Origin of the sequence: Marivita sp. GX14005 (genome assembly GCF_023370775.1) — a bacterium.
Classification (GTDB): Bacteria; Pseudomonadota; Alphaproteobacteria; order Rhodobacterales; family Rhodobacteraceae; genus Marivita.
Genome location: NZ_JAMCCQ010000001.1, coordinates 684,049 through 702,089 on the forward strand (window position 1 = coordinate 684,049; position 18,041 = coordinate 702,089).

Annotated in this window: 20 protein-coding genes; 3 read left to right on the forward strand and 17 right to left on the reverse strand. The window is 61.9% G+C overall.

Annotation, left to right across the window (positions count from 1 at the left end):
- Positions 1–148 precede the first annotated feature (148 nt).
- Positions 149–835 carry a response regulator transcription factor gene (locus M3465_RS03560; RefSeq protein ID WP_249500319.1) on the forward strand — a complete coding sequence of 229 codons (687 nt, stop codon included), beginning with the start codon at positions 149–151 and terminating at the stop codon, positions 833–835.
- 145 nt (positions 836–980) lie between these two features.
- Here the strand turns inward: M3465_RS03560 and M3465_RS03565 are convergent, their stop codons facing one another.
- The 9 genes from M3465_RS03565 to M3465_RS03605 form a co-directional block, all read right to left on the reverse strand.
- Positions 981–1,517, reverse strand: coding sequence for a CIA30 family protein (locus M3465_RS03565; protein WP_249500320.1), 537 nt, complete (start codon positions 1,515–1,517; stop codon positions 981–983).
- 81 nt (positions 1,518–1,598) lie between these two features.
- Positions 1,599–3,740 (reverse strand): polyribonucleotide nucleotidyltransferase, encoded by a 2,142-nt coding sequence (gene pnp, locus M3465_RS03570; protein ID WP_249500321.1) that lies wholly within the window; start codon positions 3,738–3,740, stop codon positions 1,599–1,601.
- Between the two features lie 253 nt (positions 3,741–3,993).
- The gene (gene rpsO, locus M3465_RS03575) at positions 3,994–4,263 is read right to left on the reverse strand and encodes a 30S ribosomal protein S15 (RefSeq protein WP_249500322.1); all 270 of its coding nucleotides are present in this window, start codon (positions 4,261–4,263) and stop codon (positions 3,994–3,996) included.
- 143 nt (positions 4,264–4,406) lie between these two features.
- Positions 4,407–4,712, reverse strand: coding sequence for a hypothetical protein (locus tag M3465_RS03580; RefSeq protein ID WP_249500323.1), 306 nt, complete (start codon positions 4,710–4,712; stop codon positions 4,407–4,409).
- Between the two features lie 183 nt (positions 4,713–4,895).
- Complete coding sequence (locus M3465_RS03585) at positions 4,896–5,441, reverse strand: DUF1643 domain-containing protein (protein ID WP_349305020.1); 546 nt, start codon at positions 5,439–5,441, stop codon at positions 4,896–4,898.
- Positions 5,441–6,349 carry a tRNA pseudouridine(55) synthase TruB gene (truB, locus tag M3465_RS03590; protein ID WP_249500324.1) on the reverse strand — a complete coding sequence of 303 codons (909 nt, stop codon included), beginning with the start codon at positions 6,347–6,349 and terminating at the stop codon, positions 5,441–5,443. The genes M3465_RS03585 and truB overlap by 1 nt, the downstream gene beginning before the upstream one ends.
- Positions 6,350–6,407: 58 nt before the next feature.
- Positions 6,408–6,599 (reverse strand): Trm112 family protein, encoded by a 192-nt coding sequence (locus M3465_RS03595; RefSeq protein WP_249500325.1) that lies wholly within the window; start codon positions 6,597–6,599, stop codon positions 6,408–6,410.
- On the reverse strand, positions 6,596–7,240 hold the full coding sequence (locus M3465_RS03600) for an LON peptidase substrate-binding domain-containing protein (protein ID WP_249500326.1): 645 nt from the start codon (positions 7,238–7,240) through the stop codon (positions 6,596–6,598). Before M3465_RS03600 ends, M3465_RS03595 begins: the two co-directional genes overlap by 4 nt.
- A 27-nt stretch (positions 7,241–7,267) precedes the next feature.
- Positions 7,268–8,191 (reverse strand): tetratricopeptide repeat protein, encoded by a 924-nt coding sequence (locus M3465_RS03605; RefSeq protein WP_249500327.1) that lies wholly within the window; start codon positions 8,189–8,191, stop codon positions 7,268–7,270.
- Between the two features lie 240 nt (positions 8,192–8,431).
- Between M3465_RS03605 and M3465_RS03610 the strand changes: the two genes are divergently transcribed.
- Positions 8,432–9,442 (forward strand): ribose-phosphate pyrophosphokinase, encoded by a 1,011-nt coding sequence (locus M3465_RS03610; protein WP_249500328.1) that lies wholly within the window; start codon positions 8,432–8,434, stop codon positions 9,440–9,442.
- Here the strand turns inward: M3465_RS03610 and M3465_RS03615 are convergent.
- The 8 genes from M3465_RS03615 to M3465_RS03650 all read right to left on the reverse strand — a co-directional run bounded on the left by M3465_RS03615 (position 9,439) and on the right by M3465_RS03650 (position 17,193).
- Positions 9,439–10,644, reverse strand: a complete 1,206-nt coding sequence (locus M3465_RS03615; RefSeq protein WP_249500329.1) for a Hint domain-containing protein — start codon at positions 10,642–10,644, stop codon at positions 9,439–9,441. The genes M3465_RS03610 and M3465_RS03615 overlap by 4 nt on opposite strands.
- Positions 10,645–10,769: 125 nt before the next feature.
- Positions 10,770–11,120, reverse strand: coding sequence for an H-type lectin domain-containing protein (locus M3465_RS03620; protein WP_249500330.1), 351 nt, complete (start codon positions 11,118–11,120; stop codon positions 10,770–10,772).
- A 78-nt stretch (positions 11,121–11,198) separates the two neighbouring features.
- Positions 11,199–11,633, reverse strand: a complete 435-nt coding sequence (locus M3465_RS03625; protein WP_249500331.1) for a F0F1 ATP synthase subunit epsilon — start codon at positions 11,631–11,633, stop codon at positions 11,199–11,201.
- Positions 11,634–11,718: 85 nt separating this feature from the next.
- Positions 11,719–13,143 carry a F0F1 ATP synthase subunit beta gene (atpD, locus tag M3465_RS03630; protein WP_249500332.1) on the reverse strand — a complete coding sequence of 475 codons (1,425 nt, stop codon included), beginning with the start codon at positions 13,141–13,143 and terminating at the stop codon, positions 11,719–11,721.
- 16 nt (positions 13,144–13,159) lie between these two features.
- Entirely contained in the window at positions 13,160–14,041 is an 882-nt protein-coding gene (locus M3465_RS03635; RefSeq protein ID WP_249500333.1) for a F0F1 ATP synthase subunit gamma, read from the reverse strand.
- 12 nt (positions 14,042–14,053) lie between these two features.
- Positions 14,054–15,592, reverse strand: coding sequence for a F0F1 ATP synthase subunit alpha (gene atpA, locus M3465_RS03640; RefSeq protein ID WP_249500334.1), 1,539 nt, complete (start codon positions 15,590–15,592; stop codon positions 14,054–14,056).
- Positions 15,593–16,159, reverse strand: a complete 567-nt coding sequence (locus M3465_RS03645) for a F0F1 ATP synthase subunit delta (RefSeq protein WP_249500335.1) — start codon at positions 16,157–16,159, stop codon at positions 15,593–15,595. It abuts the gene before it with no gap.
- 269 nt (positions 16,160–16,428) lie between these two features.
- On the reverse strand, positions 16,429–17,193 hold the full coding sequence (locus M3465_RS03650; RefSeq protein ID WP_249500336.1) for a methyltransferase domain-containing protein: 765 nt from the start codon (positions 17,191–17,193) through the stop codon (positions 16,429–16,431).
- A 62-nt stretch (positions 17,194–17,255) separates the two neighbouring features.
- Here M3465_RS03650 and gloB point away from each other — a divergent pair, with 62 nt between their 5' ends.
- Positions 17,256–18,023, forward strand: coding sequence for a hydroxyacylglutathione hydrolase (gene gloB, locus M3465_RS03655; protein ID WP_249500337.1), 768 nt, complete (start codon positions 17,256–17,258; stop codon positions 18,021–18,023).
- The last annotated feature ends 18 nt before the right edge of the window (positions 18,024–18,041 follow it).

Below are 18,041 nucleotides of genomic sequence, written 5' to 3' on the forward strand. Positions count from 1 at the left end.
GACCTCTGCAGGGAGGTTTGAAACAAACGCCCTGATTTCGTGAAACATTCGGCCCGTGCATACACGAGACCGTGAGAGACTTGCAGCAATTCTTGCCGTCGCGCAACGCCACGTCCATCTCACGATAAAGCGAGGAGGTACGACATTCATGGCACAGCTCAAGAACATCCTTCTGGTCGATGACGATGACGATCTGCGCGAAGCCCTGGCCGAACAACTGGTGATGACCGAGGATTTCGAGGTTTTCGAAGCCGAATCCGGCACCGCCGCGATGGGCCGCGTCAAAGAACAGCATTACGATCTCATTATCCTCGATGTCGGGCTACCCGATACCGACGGGCGCGAGCTTTGCCGCTTGATGCGCAAACAAGGTGTGAAAGCGCCCGTCATCATGCTGACCGGGCATGATTCCGATTCCGACACGATCCTGGGGCTCGATGCGGGCGCGAATGATTACGTGTCCAAACCGTTCAAGTTTCCCGTGCTTCTGGCGCGTATCCGCGCACAGCTTCGCCAGCACGAGCAATCGGAGGACGCGGTCTTCGCCCTCGGGCCCTACACGTTCAAACCGGCGATGAAATTGCTTGTCACCGAAGACGACAAGAAGATCCGGCTGACCGAGAAGGAGACCAACATCCTGAAATTCCTCTATCGCTCGACCGATGGTGTGGTCGCCCGCGATACGCTGCTGCACGAGGTCTGGGGCTACAATGCCGGCGTGACCACCCATACGTTGGAGACGCATATCTACCGCTTGCGCCAGAAGATTGAGCCCGATCCCTCGAACGCCCGGATTCTCGTCACGGAATCGGGTGGCTATCGGCTTGTCAGCTAGGCTTGACGCAGATCAAGGCCGGCCTTCCGATCCGGCGCTACGCACTTACCCAGAGAACCCCGACGCATATGCGGGTTATCATATGCACCTCCCTGTTGGACTGGCCCGAGCTTTGGCTCGGGCCTTTTTTCGTCCGTGAGCAAGTTTAATAGAATTCGATCCGTTTGACGGATACATCCGCTTCGAAGTCGGCGCCGTAGGCGACAATCGCGAGGCTGCGCACCGCCGTGGGCGCAAAACTCTGCGGCATCGCCTCGTGCGACGGCTCGAAGGCGGCAAAGGGCAACTGAACGGTGCGCCAGTCATCGGTTGCCGTGAATGTCGCGCGATAGGAATACCAGACGCGCGACAGATCGGGGGTCTTCAGAAAGACATAGTAGTCCTGCCCGTTACCCTTCACCGTCAGCGATAGGCCCTCGGCGCTTTCCGGCCAGCTTTGGGCAAACCTGCGCCGGACCTGAATGAAGCCGCCATTGTTGTCGGTGCTGACCTGCCCCCGCAATCGCAGCACGGCATTCTCGCCCGTGCCGGCGATCTCGGCCCCGCCTTCCGACACACCGCCCATAACCCGGTCGGCGACATAGTCCCACCGCGCCGCCGCATCGCCGGAAAAATCATCGAAGGTCTGCCCGGTCGCCTGTCCCGCCATCAAGATCGCCGCCACTGCCAAAATCCGTTTCATGCAGCAAAGCTAGGGCCGCGATCCCGATAAGAAAGGGCGCCCCCGAAGGGACGCCCTGTCAGTGAACGCTTTAGCGTTGCCTTATTCGGCGTCTTCTTTCTTCTTCTCCGGCGCGATTTCCTCGCCGGTCTCCTGATCGACCATCTTCATGGCGAGACGCACCTTGCCGCGATCGTCGAAGCCCAGAAGCTTGACGTAAACCTCCTGACCTTCCTTGAGCACATCCGACGGATGGTTCAGGCGGCGGTTCTCGATCTGGCTGACATGCACCAGCCCATCCCGCTTGCCGAAGAAGTTCACGAAGGCGCCGAAATCGACGATCTTCACGACCTTGCCCTTGTAGACCTTGCCTTCTTCGGGCTCTGCCACGATCGAATGGATCATGTCATAGGCCTTTTGAATGGCGTCGCCATTGGGCGATGCGATCTTGATGATGCCTTCATCGTTGATATCGACCTTGGCACCCGACACTTCCACGATCTCGCGGATGACCTTGCCACCCGAACCAATCACTTCGCGGATCTTGTCGGTCGGGATCTGCATCGTCTCGATGCGCGGGGCGTGGATGCTGAACTCGCCGGCGCCGGTCAGCGCCTTGTTCATCTCGCCAAGAATGTGCATCCGGCCTTCCTTGGCCTGCGCAAGCGCCTTTTTCATGATTTCGGGCGTGATGCCTGCGACCTTGATATCCATCTGCAAGGACGTGATGCCGTTCTCGGTGCCCGCAACCTTGAAATCCATGTCGCCGAGGTGATCCTCGTCGCCCAGGATGTCGGTCAGAACCGCGTAGGAGCCATCCTCTTCGAGGATCAGGCCCATCGCCACACCGGCCACCGCGGATTTCAGCGGCACGCCCGCATCCATCATCGACAGCGAGCCGCCGCAGACGGACGCCATGGAGGACGAGCCATTGGATTCCGTGATCTCAGACACGACGCGGATGGTATAGGGGAAATCCGTCGCAGCCGGCAGAACCGCCTGAAGCGCGCGCCAGGCAAGCTTGCCGTGACCGATCTCGCGCCGTCCCGGAGGACCAACGCGGCCCGCTTCGCCGACCGAATAGGGCGGGAAGTTATAATGCAGCAGGAAGTTGGACCGATAATTGCCATGCAGAGCGTCGATGATCTGCTCATCGTCACCGGTGCCGAGCGTCGTCACGACAAGGCCTTGCGTCTCGCCGCGCGTAAAAAGGGCGGAACCATGCGTGCGTGGCAGGAAGCCGGTTTCGCAGGTGATGTCGCGCACTTCGTCCAGCGCGCGGCCGTCGATGCGCTTGCCGCTTTTCACGACATCGCCGCGCAGCACTTCGGCTTCGAGCTTCTTCAGGGCGGAGCCTAGGTTGGGATCCTCAAGCTGCTCTTCGTTCAGAGCGCCCTTGATATCCTCTTTCGCCTGCGCGACGGCAGCAGTGCGTTCCTGCTTGTCGTTGATCGCATAGGCGGCACGAATCTTGTCTTCGCCGAACTTCTTCACGTCGGCATAGAGGATCGCGTAATCCGGCGGCTGGAAATCGAACGGCTCCTTCGCCGCCTCTTCGGCCAGCGAGATGATCAGATCGATCACCGGCTGGATCTGCTCATGCGCAAAGGTCACCGCGCCCAGCATCTCGTCCTCGGTCAGCTCATAGGCTTCGGACTCGACCATCATCACGGCATCTTTCGTGCCGGCAACCACCAGATCGAGCCGCTGCTCGGGGTTGTTGCGCAGCTGGTCCATATCCTCCACATCGGGGTTGAGGATATACTCGCCATCGGCATAGCCCACGCGGCAGCCTGCGATCGGCCCCATGAAGGGCGCGCCGGAAATGGTCAGCGCGGCGGAGGCGGCGATCATGGCGACGATATCGGGATCGTTGACCAGATCGTGGCTCAGCACGGTGCACATCACCAGAACTTCGTTCTTGAAGCCCGGCACGAACAGCGGGCGGATCGGTCGGTCGATCAGACGCGCGGTCAGCGTTTCCTTCTCGGTCGGACGCGCCTCGCGCTTGAAGAAGCCGCCCGGCACCTTGCCGGCAGCGTAGTATTTTTCCTGGTAATGGACGGTCAGCGGAAAGAAATCCTGACTGGGTTTCGGCTGCTTGGCGAAGGTCACGTTCGCCATGACCGAGGTTTCGCCGAGCGTGGCAATCACGCTGCCATCGGCCTGACGGGCAACCTTGCCCGTTTCCAGTGTGAGCGTTTCCTCGCCCCACTGCATCGTTTTCGTCGTTGTATTGAACATCATCGTATCCTGTAAGGGAGCGCTCCCGGCCCTCCGGGTCTCCCGTTTGAATGGCGGCCCCATTGCCGCCGACCCCTTCATCCTGTCATGCGCCGGGGTCGAAGCGTCACGTCTCAGATGCGCCGCGCATACACCAATTGCGCGGCTTTGGAAACCACCTCCTGCGAGAGGCGAAATCGGCCGCAACGAAGCGCTGCCTTAAAACGCGAAAAGGCCCCGGCGGGGCCTTTTGCAACAGATCTGCATGCGCGGATCAGCGGCGGATGCCAAGACGCTTGATCAGTTCCTGATAGCGCGCTTCGTCCTTGGCCTTGGTGTAATCCAAAAGCTTGCGGCGCTGCGCCACCAGCTTGAGCAGACCGCGACGCGAATGGTTGTCTTTCTTGTGCGTCTTGAAATGCTCGGTCAGCGTGGAAATGCGGCTTGTCAGGATGGCAACCTGAACTTCGGGCGAACCGGTGTCGCCGTCCTTGGTCGCATATTCCTTGATCAGGCGGTTTTTTTCTTCGGCTGTGATCGACATCGGGGTCTCCTTTCAGGAAGTTGTGGGTGATGGCGCAAGCCGGGATGTCGTCCAGCATGGCCCATGGAGAATCTCCGCCAGCGTGGCGGATGGGCGCGTATAGGCGATCACCGCGCGTTTGAAAAGCCCTTTCGCCGAAATTGTCAGGCCGCCTTGCGCTGAATCAAAGCCTCCGTTTCCACCTGAGCCAGAACCGCCCCTTCGGCAACGATGTCGGTCCACTCTGCGCCATCACTTTGCGAGAGGCGTAGCCGGATGCTTTCGGAGGCGCGGGCGGACCGAGCCGCGTAATCGCGCAGGAACGCCTCCGCCTTGGCGCGAGAGGCAAACCGGGGCGGATGAAACGGCGGCGGCGGGCCGTTGATGCGCCCATGCGGGCGAAAGATCCGGAGCGATGCGACCGGGATATCGGGCCAGCCGGGCGGCGGGCGGCAAAGGTCGACGCGCACCGGAGCGCAGTTGGGCCGCCGCTCCATCAAAGGGAGAAGCGACGCCGCGAAAAGAGCCGACAGGCAAAGGAAAAAGACCATAAGGATACCCCGACATTCCTGATGCGTTTTAAAACGCTACGACATGGGCGTTAAGGTCTGGTTTCCCACTGCGAAGATTGCCGGCGAAAGATCGTTAGAATTCTATCGATCCGCCGTCCCCCTGGGCCATTCGACAGGCTCCGTGCGGAAAGAGACGTAAAGCGGATGCCGCGGGTGGCCGTCTTTGGTAAGCCCCAGATGGTGCAGCCTTTCCGGCAAATCCGCGATCACCGCGGCAGCACGATCGAGATACGCGCCATGCACGCCCCACGCGGCGACAACCAGTCCGGCCGCGCTTGACCAGTGGCGCAGAACCGCATCGTTCATTGCTCCGATAGGCGTTTCTGCTTGCCTCAGATCGGTGGGTTTCGTCGCGCGGAACGCGAAGATATTGGCAATTGCCACCGCGCCGAACCCCATCCGCCGCGCCCGCGTCTCGCATCGCGCGACGGTGGGATCGTTCCGAAATTCATCTGCTGTGGAAGGGTTCAGCATGATGAAAAGCAATGCCGGGCGCGTTTCATCCCAGCGCCGCGAAAGGCCATAGCGGTAGCGCGCGCATTTGGAATACCATACGCGCGAGAGGCACCCATTCGCGTCATGCGTGCGGCATACCAACCCGTCCGAAATATGATCCGGCAGAAGCACTAGACCGCCGCGAACACCCGTGAGGGGTGCAGTTCGCCCGATTTATACCTGCCCACGGCTACCGGCTCCCCATCGAAGGACGCCCAGCATTCCTCGCCATATTCGATGCCCGAAGCGAGAACCATCGCTGGATTCCCATTGCGCAAACGCGCGGCGGCTTCGGCGGTGCAGGTCAGTTCCGGCAAATCGGCAAGGCCATCCGCGACGGGCCGCAGATAGGTATCGAGTTCGGGCGTGCGGGCCAATTCCTCGATCCGCTCGAGGCTCAGGCCGTCTTCGGCGTCGAACGGACCGGACCAGATGCGCCGCAATTCGCGCACATGGCCATAACAGCCCAGCGCCGCGCCAAGATCGCGCGCGATGGAGCGCACATAGCCGCCCTTGCCGCAAACCAGTTCCAGAACCGCGTGATCGGGATCGGGCCGGTCAAGGAGCGTCAGCTCCTCCACCCAGAGCGGACGTGCCGCAAGCTCCATATCCTCGCCCTCGCGAGCGCGCTTGTAGGCGCGTTCGCCGTCGATCTTTACGGCAGAGAATTGCGGGGGCACCTGTTCGATCTCGCCGACGAAACGGTGTAAGGCTTCCTTGATCTCGGCATCATCGGGCCGCAGATCGGACGTCGCGATGACATCGCCCTCGGAGTCGTCCGTACGGGTCGCCTGACCGAACCGTACCGTGAAACGGTACGCTTTGAGAGCATCGGTGATATAAGGCACTGTCTTGGTCGCCTCTCCCAGCGCGACCGCCAGAACACCGGTCGCGTCAGGGTCGAGCGTTCCAGCATGTCCAGCCTTTTTCGCATCCAGCGCCCAGCGCAACTTGTTGACGATGGCGGTCGAGGTCGGGCCGGCGGGCTTGTCCACCACGAGCCAACCCGAAATATCGCGCCCCTTGCGTTTGCGCCCCATGCAACCCTCGCTTCGTTGAAAGACCGGCGAGGTAGCGCAGGCGGTTCAGCCTGTCAATTCACCCCTCATCGATCCGTCGCGCCTCATCGACGAGCATGATCGGGATACCGTCGCGGATCGGGAAAGCCAGCCGGGCATTGCGGCTGATGAGTTCCTGCCGCTCCGCGTCATAGTCGAGCCTGCCCTGCGTTTGTGGGCATACCAAGGCTTCAAGCATCTTCCGGTCGAAGTCCGGCGCAGATCTGGTCATTGCACGATATCCTCCGATTGCCCGCCGCGCAGGGCGTATTCGATCAGCGTCACCAGGGTTTCCCGCCGCGTCGTCAGCGATGGCGCCTCGAGAAGCGCCTGTTTCTCCTCGGGGTCGAAATCGAGCAGCATCGACAGGGAATTGATCAACAACTCGTCGTCGGCCTCTTTGAGCGTTTGCCAATCGGCGGACAGATCGCGCGCGTCGAAATACCGATCGAGCAGGCCGAGAAACGCATCGCGGTCGAATCCCGGATCGCGTTCGGGGCCGCCCTGGTCGCGGTCGAACCCGTCCCAGCTGATTTCGAACTTGCGATAGGGTGTGAACCCCTTGACCTCTTCGGCGAGGCGAAAGCGCGAAATGCCGGTCAGCGTGATCATGTAGCGGCCATCCTCGGTTTCGGAGAACTGCGAGACCCGGCCGGCACAGCCGATGCGGTGCAGCGCCTGTTCGTCACCGTTGGTGCGCCCGGTCGGCTGCACCATTCCGATCAGGCGTGTGGGCGTTTTCAGCGTATCCTCAAACATCTGCAGATAGCGCGGTTCGAACAGGTGCAGCGGCAGCCGCGCACGCGGCAGCAAAAGCGCACCGGGCAGCGGGAAGACGGGGATCGTTCCCGGCAGATCGGCAATATATGTCATGACGTGCGAACTAGCCCCGCAACCGGTTCAGGCAAATATCATCGAACTCAAACGCCGCCGCCCGTTCAGCGCGACCGGATCGTTCGGCTTGAGCGCGTCGAAAATCGTCATGAGCTGCGATTTGGCGGCACCATCGTTCCATTCGCGATCCCGGCGGAACAGTTCCAAAAGCTGATCGACCGCGCCTTGCGCATCTCCCGATGCGTAAAGCGCCCGCGCGAGATCGAACCGCGCCTGATGGTCGTCGCCATTCGCCTCGACCTTGGCCTGCAATTCATCAATCGGTCCGGCCTCCTTCGCCTGTTTGGCAAGCTCGACCTGCGCATGGGCGGCTTCGATCTCGGCGCTGTCGGAGATTTCCGCCGGCGCACCATTGAGAATGGCCTCGGCCTGTTCAACCTCCCCGATCGCCAGGTTGGCTTGAACGAGACCGGCATAGGCTCGCGCATGGTGAGGCTCTTCCTCCAGCACGGCGGAGAACGTCTGCATCGCATCCACGGCGGCACCGCTTTCGAGCATTTCCTCGGCGGCGGCCACGGCATCATCAAGACCGTTCCCGGTTTGGCCGCCCGATGTCGCGATCACCTTGTCAACGAAGGCTTTCAGTTCGGACGGCGATTTCGCGCCCTGGAACATATCGATGGGGCGCCCCTGAACAAAAGCGATCACCGTCGGGATCGACTGGATCGGCAACCCCTGCTGGGCGAGCGCCTGGACAAGCTCCTGCGCCTCATCGACATTCACCTTCACCATCCGCACGGCTCCGCGCGCCGAGCGCACGGCGGCTTCGAGCTGTGGACCGAGGGTTTTGCACGGCCCGCACCACGGCGCCCAGAAATCGACGATCACCGGACCGTTCATGCTGCCTTCGACCACCTCGGCCATGAAGGCGTCTTGCGATACGTCCTTGATCAGATCGGCGCCGTCTGTGCCTTGTCCCAATTCGATCATCTCGCTCTCCTGTCGCCGGTCGTGTCTGATTGTCCAAGGTAAATGGCGCAGCCCCCCGCCCGTTGCAAGAGGGACGGCGCGCCACCGGATGGCCCGGCGCGGGCAGGGCCGAGCGAAAAAGTGTCCTTCAGGGGACGATCCGAACTTCCACGCACCGGCATCTTTGACGGATGGAACCGCCATGCTAAGGCGTGCGCGATACCGCGAATCCCCTGTCCCATCCCACGGAGCAAGCCCCACATGCCAAGCCTCGATGAACCCAAACTGATCTCGGGCAATGCCAACTTGCCGCTGGCCAAGGGGATCGCGCGGCGCATGTCGATGTATCGCGGCATGAGCGTCGGGCTGGTCGATGCGCGGGTCGAACGGTTCAACGATCAGGAAGTCTTTGTCGAGGTCTATGAAAACGTCCGCGGCGAGGATATGTTCATCATCCAGCCGACATCGAACCCGGCGAATGACAACCTGATGGAATTACTCATCATGTCGGACGCGCTGCGCCGGTCCTCGGCGGCGCGCATCACGGCGGTGATCCCCTATTTCGGCTATGCCCGGCAGGACCGCCGGACCAAGGCGCGCACGCCGATCACCGCCAAGCTGGTGGCGAACATGATCGCCGAAGCCGGGATCGAACGCGTTCTGACGATGGATCTGCACGCCGCGCAGATCCAGGGCTTCTTCGACATGCCGGTCGATAACCTTTACGCCTCGCCGATCTTCGCGCTCGATATCCTCAACCAGTTCAAGGGGGAAACCGGCGATCTGATGGTCGTCTCGCCCGATGTCGGCGGCGTGGCCCGCGCCCGCGAATTGGCCAAGCGGATCAACGCGCCGCTCTCCATCGTGGACAAGCGGCGCGAGAAACCGGGCGAAGTTGCGGAAATGACGGTGATCGGTGACGTTTCGGGCAAGAAATGCATCATCGTGGACGATATCTGCGACACGGCTGGCACGCTTTGCAAGGCAGCCGAGGTGCTGATCGCGCATGGTGCGACCGAGGTTCATTCCTACATCACCCACGGCGTGCTCAGCGGCCCGGCGGTGGAGCGCATCACCAACTCGGTGATGAAATCGCTGGTAATCACCGATTCCATCCAGCCCACGGGGCCGGTCGGAGACGCGAAAAACATCCGCACAGTGCCAACCGCACCGATGTTCGCGCAGGCGATCCTGAATATCTGGAACGGCACATCGGTATCGTCCCTGTTCGAGACCGACACGCTCGGCCCGATCTACGAGGGTATCCTCTAGGGCTTGTCCCAGCGCTCCGTTTTGATCGGGCGGGGCCGCACCTGGCTTCGCGCGGAGGGCTGCGGCGGGCGCAAGGCGCCGCGCGCCGCGCGCACCGTCAGGAGCGGCCGGGCAGGCAGGCCGGCCAAAAGCTCCAAACGGTCGCATCGCAGCCCGAACGCGGCGGCGACCGTCTTGCGCTGCACGCGGCCGAGCCCTTGGAGCACCATCGGTCCGAAAAGAAGCGACTCGGCCAGACATCCGTTGGAGTTGATCACCTCGTGCCTTGCAAAGGCGATATGCACCCAGGTGATCTTGCGTTTGCCGTTCATGAAGCGAATGCCCGGGCAGCCGACTAGCGCTTTCGCCGGGACGAGGTATTCGCCGTCCAGCGCATGATCCATCTGCCCCCGCCCGCCGATGAGAATCCGGTGTTGCGGTGAAACGACGAGAGCGCGCATCGGAAGGCCGGGGCCGAGAGAATCGCGCGAGATCAGGACAGGCCGCGCCTGCGCATCGACAGTATCGAGCGGTTGAACATCCCGACGGGTCCAGATCACGGGTTGCGGGCCGTTGTCCAGCGTCGTCACCATATCGCCGGGGCAGAGGCTCTCGACCGCGCGCGGGCCGAACGTCGTCTGGATCATGGTGCCTTCGGCATAGCAGGGCACGCCGGAGGTGCCGGGGCTGGGCGCGGTTTCGGTAAAATTTCCATTCGCATTGCGCGCGAAGGCGACACCGTTCGGCGCGCCGCTGTCGAGGCTTTCGCCCGCCCCCATGCGCGTTGTTCCGGGAAACCCGCCGGGTAAGGTCGGCGCTTGCGGCGGCTGTCCATAGGACAGGACAACGTATTCGCCCGTGTTCGTATCGACAAGAAAGATGGAGTCGAATTTCGATCCTTCCCCATCGGCCAGCCAGTTTGCGCCGTCGCTTACCCCGGCTTCGTAGAAGCCCGCCGGCATCGACCCGGTGTATTCGCCAACGACCGTCGCCGTCCCGCCCGCCGCCACCGTGTCGCTCGCGCCGAAGCTATAGAGAAGGCCGGACTTTTCCGACCAGAGTTCGAAACCGTTCAGCGACACCGGGGCGCCGGTCGTGTTCTGGATCTCTATGAATTCGTCGGATTTGTTTGCCGTGCCGTCCCCATCGACATCCGTTCCGCCCGCCGATGGATTATCGACGAGCAATTCGCTGATGATCAGACCGCCAACCTTGTCGGACACGCGCCTTCCTTCTTCCGTTTGTCAGACAATGCAGGGCAAAAGTCTGAGATTTCGTGAAGATCATTGCTCAGGAAGGCGGCATTTGTTTGAAAATTCCGTGGTCGGATAAGATCGCGGCGCGATAGTCACTCCACGTCCCAATCATCGTCGCTGACAGCCGGGCCGATGGCGATCCACGACATGCGCACACGCGCGACGCGGGTGTCGAGCCAAGTGCAAAAGACCGCATCGAACGCTTCCGCGCTGACATTCCGCGCGCCGATATCGGCACGCACGTTATGCGCGCTGTCCATGTCCCAAAGGCTGAGCGAGACATGCACCATTGGCGGTGCGGAGAAGGGCGTTTCAAAATTCACACGCTCCACGCGGGTTCGGGTGCCCTGCCCCGTCCACATCTCGCCGCCCTCCTCGAAATCGGAAAAAAGATCGACCGATCCCTGAAGCACGCCGACGCGGGCGGTGTTGATGATCTGCATGGGGTCGGACCTCCGCAACTGCAAACGAAAAAGCCCCGCATTGCTGCGAGGCCTGATCCTTGATCCTGAACGCGCCGCTTAGAGCGAGGGCTGTTTCGGCGACAGGCCGATATGGGTGCCGACGGCAACCATGTCAGCCAGAAGCTTGGCCGCATCGTCCACCGGGCCCGGTTCGTTCTTGAAGGCTTCCTTGGTCTGGAAATACGCCTCCTGCGCCTCATCGACCATCGCCTCATAGGTCGCCTGATCCACATCGCCGCGCGGCACCGCGCGTTCGGCGAGGACCGACAGGCTTTCGCCCAACTCGGCGAAACCTCCGGTCACGACGAATTCCTCCGTGCCGGTTTCCGTCTCGACCTTGAGAACACCGGGACGCAGCGTCGTGATCAGCGGTGCGTGGCTCGGCATCGCGGTCAAATCGCCGTCGCTGCCGGGAATTTGCACGGATTTCACCTGTGCCGACATCAGGCTGCGCTCGGGGCTGACCAGATCGAATTGCATTGTGTCTGCCATCTATGGGCTCCTTTCGGCTCGCATTGCTCATCCGCCCTGCCGGGCGTCCTCGCGAAACAGTCCGCGAGGACTGGCGAGCATGGCGTTATGCCGCGTCGGCGGCCATTTTCTCGGCCTTGGCTTTCACATCATCGATCCCGCCGACCATGTAGAATGCGCCTTCGGGCAGGTGATCGTATTCGCCGGCCACAACCGCCTTGAACGAAGCGATGGTATCCTCCAGCGGCACCTGGATGCCGTCGGAGCCGGTGAAGACCTTGGCGACGTCGAAGGGCTGGCTGAGGAAACGCTCGATCTTGCGCGCACGGGCCACGGTCAGCTTGTCGTCCTCAGAGAGTTCGTCCATGCCGAGGATCGCGATGATATCCTGCAGCGACTTGTAGCGCTGAAGGATCTGCTGAACGTCGGTTGCCACCTTGTAGTGCTCCTCGCCGATGATCAGCGGATCGAGCAGTCGCGAGGTCGAGCCGAGCGGGTCAACCGCCGGGTAGATGCCCTTTTCCGAGATCGCACGATCCAGAACCGTTGTCGCGTCAAGGTGCGCAAACGAAGTCGCAGGCGCCGGGTCGGTCAGGTCGTCCGCAGGCACGTAGACGGCCTGAACGGAGGTGATCGAGCCGTTCTTGGTCGAAGAAATCCGCTCTTGCATCGCGCCCATGTCGGTCGCCAGCGTCGGCTGGTAGCCCACGGCGGAGGGGATACGGCCCAACAGCGCGGACACCTCGGAGCCGGCCTGCGTGAAGCGGAAGATGTTGTCCACGAAGAACAGAACGTCGGAGCCGGATTCGTCGCGGAACTGCTCGGCCAAGGTCAGGCCGGACAGCGCAACGCGCATACGCGCGCCCGGGGGCTCGTTCATCTGGCCGTAGACCAGGGCGATCTTCGAATCCTGCATGTTGTCGGGAACGATCACGCCGGATTCGATCATCTCGTGATAAAGATCGTTGCCCTCGCGGGTCCGCTCGCCCACACCCGCGAAAACGGACAGACCGGAGTGCACCTTGGCGATGTTGTTGATCAGCTCCATGATGAGAACCGTCTTGCCCACGCCGGCACCGCCGAAGAGGCCGATCTTGCCGCCCTTGGTATAGGGGGCCAGAAGGTCGATCACCTTGATGCCGGTGGTCAGGATCTCGGTCTCGGTGGACTGCGCCTCGAAGGAGGGCGACTCGCCGTGGATGGCGCGGGTTTCATCGGTCTCTACCGGGCCTTTTTCATCGACCGGCTCGCCGGTGACGTTGAGGATGCGGCCCAGCGTGGCCTTGCCGACCGGAACCTGAATCGGAGCGCCGGTATCCGTCACGTCCTGACCACGAACGAGACCTTCGGTCGCGTCCATCGCGATGGTGCGGACGGTGTTTTCGCCAAGATGCTGCGCCACTTCGAGAACCAGCGTCTTGCCCTGGTTGTCGGTGGTCAGCGAGTTCAAAATCGCCGGCAGATGGTCGTCGAACTGAACGTCCACGACGGCGCCGATCACCTGGGTGATTTTGCCTTTTGCGTTTGCCATGTTTCGTCTCCGGTTCTTAGAGCGCCTCGGCGCCCGAGATAATTTCGATCAGTTCGTTGGTAATCACGGCCTGACGCGAACGGTTGTATTCGATGGTGAGCTTCTCGATCATCTCGCCGGCGTTGCGCGTGGCATTGTCCATCGCGCTCATCCGGGCGCCCTGTTCGGACGCACCGTTCTCGAGCAATGCCGCGAAGATCTGTGTCGCCACGCCGCGCGGCAGAAGATCGGCGAGGATCGCTTCTTCGTCCGGCTCGTAGTCGTAAAGCGTTGCCGCGCCGCCCTGCTCTTCCTCGGGCGCATCGAAGGCCGCCGGGATGATCTGCTGCTCGGTCGGGATCTGGCTGACCACGTTCACGAATTGCGCATAGAAGATCGTCGCGACGTCGAATTCGCCGGCGTCGAAGCGGCCAAGGATGTCCTTGGCGATGCCCTGCGCATCCGCGTAGCCGATCCGCTTGACCTCGCTCAGATCGACATGGCCGACGAAATACTGGCCGTAATCGCGCTTGAGCGCGTCACGGCCCTTCTTGCCGACCGTCAGGATCTTGACCGTCTTGCCCTTGGCCAGAAGATCGTTGGCCTTCTGGCGCGCAAGCTTGGCGATATTAGCGTTGAACCCGCCGCACAGCCCGCGTTCCGAGGTCATGACGACGAGCAGATGCACATCGTCCTGCCCCGTGCCGCGCAGCAGCTTGGGCGCATTGTCGCTGTCGCCGACGCTGGCGGCAAGCGAGCCGAGAACCGCGTTGAACCGTTCGGTATAGGGGCGCGCCTGTTCGGCAGCATCCTGTGCCCGCCGCAATTTCGCGGCGGCCACCATTTGCATGGCCTTGGTGATCTTGCGGGTCGATTTGACCGACTCGATCCTGTTCTTCAGGTCCTTAAGACTTGGCATTGCCTCGTCTCCTTACGAGAAGTCGGCTGCGTATTCGTCGATCGCTGCCTTGAGTTTGTCGGCCGCATCACCCTTGATCTTCGGATCCTCGTTGGTGATCCAATCGAGAATGTCCTTCCGCTTGCCGCGCAGATGGCCGAGCAGCCCCTGCTCGAAATCGCGCACGCGGTCGAGCGGCAGCTTGTCGAGATAGCCGTTCGTGCCCGCGAAGATCACGCAGACGATTTCCGCGTTGGTCAGCGGCGAATACTGCGGCTGCTTCATTAGCTCGGTCAGGCGCGCACCACGGTTCAGCAAGGCCTGCGTCGAGGCGTCAAGATCGGAGCCGAACTGGGCGAAGGCCGCCATTTCGCGATACTGCGCGAGCGACAGCTTCACCGGGCCGGCAACCGAGGACATCGCCTTGGTCTGGGCCGAGGAGCCGACGCGCGAGACCGACAGGCCGGTGTTCACGGCGGGGCGGATGCCCTGATAGAACAGTTCGGTTTCGAGGAAGATCTGGCCGTCGGTGATCGAGATCACGTTGGTCGGGATAAACGCCGACACGTCGCCACCTTGCGTTTCGATGATCGGCAGCGCCGTCAGCGACCCCGCGCCATGATCCTCGTTCAGCTTCGCGGACCGCTCCAGAAGGCGCGAATGGAGATAGAACACGTCACCCGGATAGGCTTCGCGGCCGGGCGGGCGGCGCAGAAGCAGGGACATCTGGCGATACGCCACGGCCTGTTTGGACAGATCGTCATAGGTGATGAGCGCGTGGCGGCCATTGTCGCGGAAATACTCGGCCATCGAGGTCGCGGCATAGGGCGCCAGGAACTGCAGCGGCGCCGGGTCGGACGCGGTGGCCGCAACGACGATGGAATATTCCATCGCGCCGTTCTCTTCGAGCTTCTTGACCAGCTGCGCAACGGTCGAACGCTTCTGACCGATCGCGACATAGACGCAGTAGAGCTTCTTGCTCTCGTCGTCGCCGGCGGCGTCGTTGTAGGATTTCTGGTTCAGCATCGCGTCGAGCGCAACGGCGGTCTTGCCGGTCTGGCGGTCGCCGATGATAAGCTCGCGCTGGCCGCGGCCGATCGGGATCATGGAGTCCACGGCCTTGAGACCCGTGGCCATCGGCTCGTGAACCGATTTACGCGGGATGATGCCCGGCGCCTTCACGTCCGCGATGGAGCGTTCGGTCGCGTTGATCGGGCCCTTGCCATCGATCGGGTTGCCCAGACCATCGACCACGCGGCCGAGCAGCGCCTCACCGACCGGCACGTCCACGATTGCGTTGGTGCGCTTGACGGTGTCGCCTTCCTTGATGTCCCGGTCGGAGCCGAAGATCACGACGCCGACGTTGTCGGCTTCGAGGTTCAGCGCCATGCCTCGGATCCCGCCGGGGAATTCGACCATCTCACCGGCCTGGATGTTATCGAGGCCGTAAACACGCGCGATACCGTCACCGACGGAAAGCACACGGCCGACCTCGGCGACTTCGGCGTCCTGCCCGAAGTTTTTGATCTGGTCCTTCAGGATCGCCGAAATTTCGGCTGCTTGGATACCCATTTATCCGACCTCTTTCATTGCATTTTGCAGGGAATTGAGCTTCGAGCGGATCGAGGTATCGATCATCTTCGAGCCCACCTTGACGACAAGACCGCCGATGAGGCTTTCATCAACGGTCGCCTTGATCTTCACATCCTTGCCCACGCTCGATTTCAGCGTCTTGGCAAGTTCCTTCGATTGCGCATCGGTCAGCGCGATTGCGGAGGTCACATCGGCGGTCACTTCGCCCTTTTCCTCGGCGATCAGGTCGCGCAACCGGGTCACCATTTGCGGCACGACGAACAGGCGGCGCTTGGACGCCATCAGTCCCAGTACGTTCCGCAGCGTTTCCATCAAGCCCATCTTCGCGGCGATCGCCTGGATCGCGCCGGCCTGCGCATCGCGACTGTAGACCGGGGACTGGATCAGGTCCATCAGATCGGGGCTGCTGGCAAGAGCGGCCGACAGATCGTCCAGGTCGGTTTCGAGCTTGTCGAGCTCTTTGTCCTCCTTGGCGAGATCGAAGACCGCCATGGCATAGCGGTCAGCGATGCCAGAGGAAATGGATGCTGGTTCAGACACGTCCACCCTTCCGCTATATTGCACCCGATCCGCCAAAAGCTCGGCGGTCGGATGTTGTTTTCAAGTTGGCAAATGCCGCAAGGCATACAAAATCAGCGCGGATGTAGCAGAGGCTTCCCAAGCCCGCAACATCCGATACAGCTTTCGAACATCATTCCAAAGCGCTTGTTTTATGACCTTTCGGAACAGTGCGACGTATTGCGCGGCCGGATGGCTGCATTTTTGCAACGCGGTTTGCAGGCCCTGCGATTCCTGCCGCCCGCGGATGCGGCAGACTACGGCCCGGCCCGAACCCGCGCGCGCGCCGGCTCCGCCGAGGGTGTCGGCACGAGCGTTCCGAGTGGCTTCAGCACCCGGCTTTCGCTGCGCGTGCCGGTGGGTTTCGGCGTGATCTTCGTCGCCTCGACCATCAGAACGCCACCGGCCAGAAGCGCGGACACCCGGCGCCCCATCTTCTCCCAGAACGGGCCGGTCTTCATCCAGAAACGGCGGGTGGAGGGTGGCTGGTAGAGCACGGCGACATGCCGTTCGGGCGTGAAATGATGCGCCTTCAGCTGCGACTCGAGCTGGCTCAACGAATAGGGCCGGCCATAGCCGAAGGGCGTGCGATCGGACCGCGCCCAGAGCCCGGATCGGTTCGGCACGATGAAGAGCGCCTTGCCGCCCGGCCCCAGAACGCGCCAGCATTCGTCGAGCACCACGGATGGAAGCTCGGAGGTTTCCAGCCCGTGCATCAGAACCAGCTTGTCGAAGCGCCCGTTCTCGACCGGCCACATCGTTTCTTCGCACAGGACCGATACGTTCGGCCCGCCGGCAGGCCAGGGCATCACACCCTGCTGCGCCGGCATGAGCCCGATGATGCGCCGCGATTCCGCAAGATAGGGGCGCAGGAGCGGAACTGCGAACCCGTATCCGCCGACGGTCTGCCGCTTGGCCTCGGGCCAGAACGCCTGCACTTGACTGCGCACCACACGCTGCGCCACCCGACCAAGCGCGCTGCGGTAGTAAAAGCTGTGCAAGGTCTGCACATCAAGGTGCATTGCGGGCTCCGTTTCGTTGCGCCAAGGTTGCCCCGACTGTAACCGCCAAGATGAGAAACGCCATGCCCCTTGAACTCGTGACAATTCCTGCGCTGTCAGACAACTACACCTTCCTTCTGCACGACGAGACAAGTGGCGATACGGCCTGTATCGACGTTCCCGAAGCGGACCCGGTTCTTAACGCGCTGTCTAAGCGCGGCTGGACGCTGACCGATATCTGGCTGACGCATCACCATCACGATCACATCGGCGGCGTGGACGATCTGCTTGATCGCTTCGATGCGAAGATCACCGGCGCGAAGGCTGACATTCACCGCCTGCCGACGCTCAATCACGAGGTCGGTGAGGGCGACAGTTTCGAATTCGGCGGCGAGAAGGTCGATGTGATCGAGGTTCCGGGACACACGGTCGGGCATATCGCTTTCGTGCTGCCGAAGGCCGGCTACGCCTTTACCGGCGACAGCCTCATGGCGCTGGGATGCGGGCGGCTTTTCGAAGGGACGGCGGAACAGATGTGGGACAGTCTGAAGAAATTCAGGGATCTCGATGGGAACACGTTGATCTGCTCGGGCCACGAATACACCCAGACCAACGCACGTTTCGCCGAAACGATCGAGCCGGACAACCAAGCCTTGAAAGACCGCCGCGCGCGCATAGATCAAGCTCGCAAACAGGGCGAGCCGACGGTGCCCAGCAAACTCGACGAGGAACTGGCGACAAACCCGTTCCTGCGTGCCGACGATCCATCCGTTCAATCGCATCTCGACATGACCGGCGATGACCCGGCCGATGTTTTCGCCGAAATCCGCGCCCGGAAAGACAGCTTTTGAGGCATAATGATCAGCAGT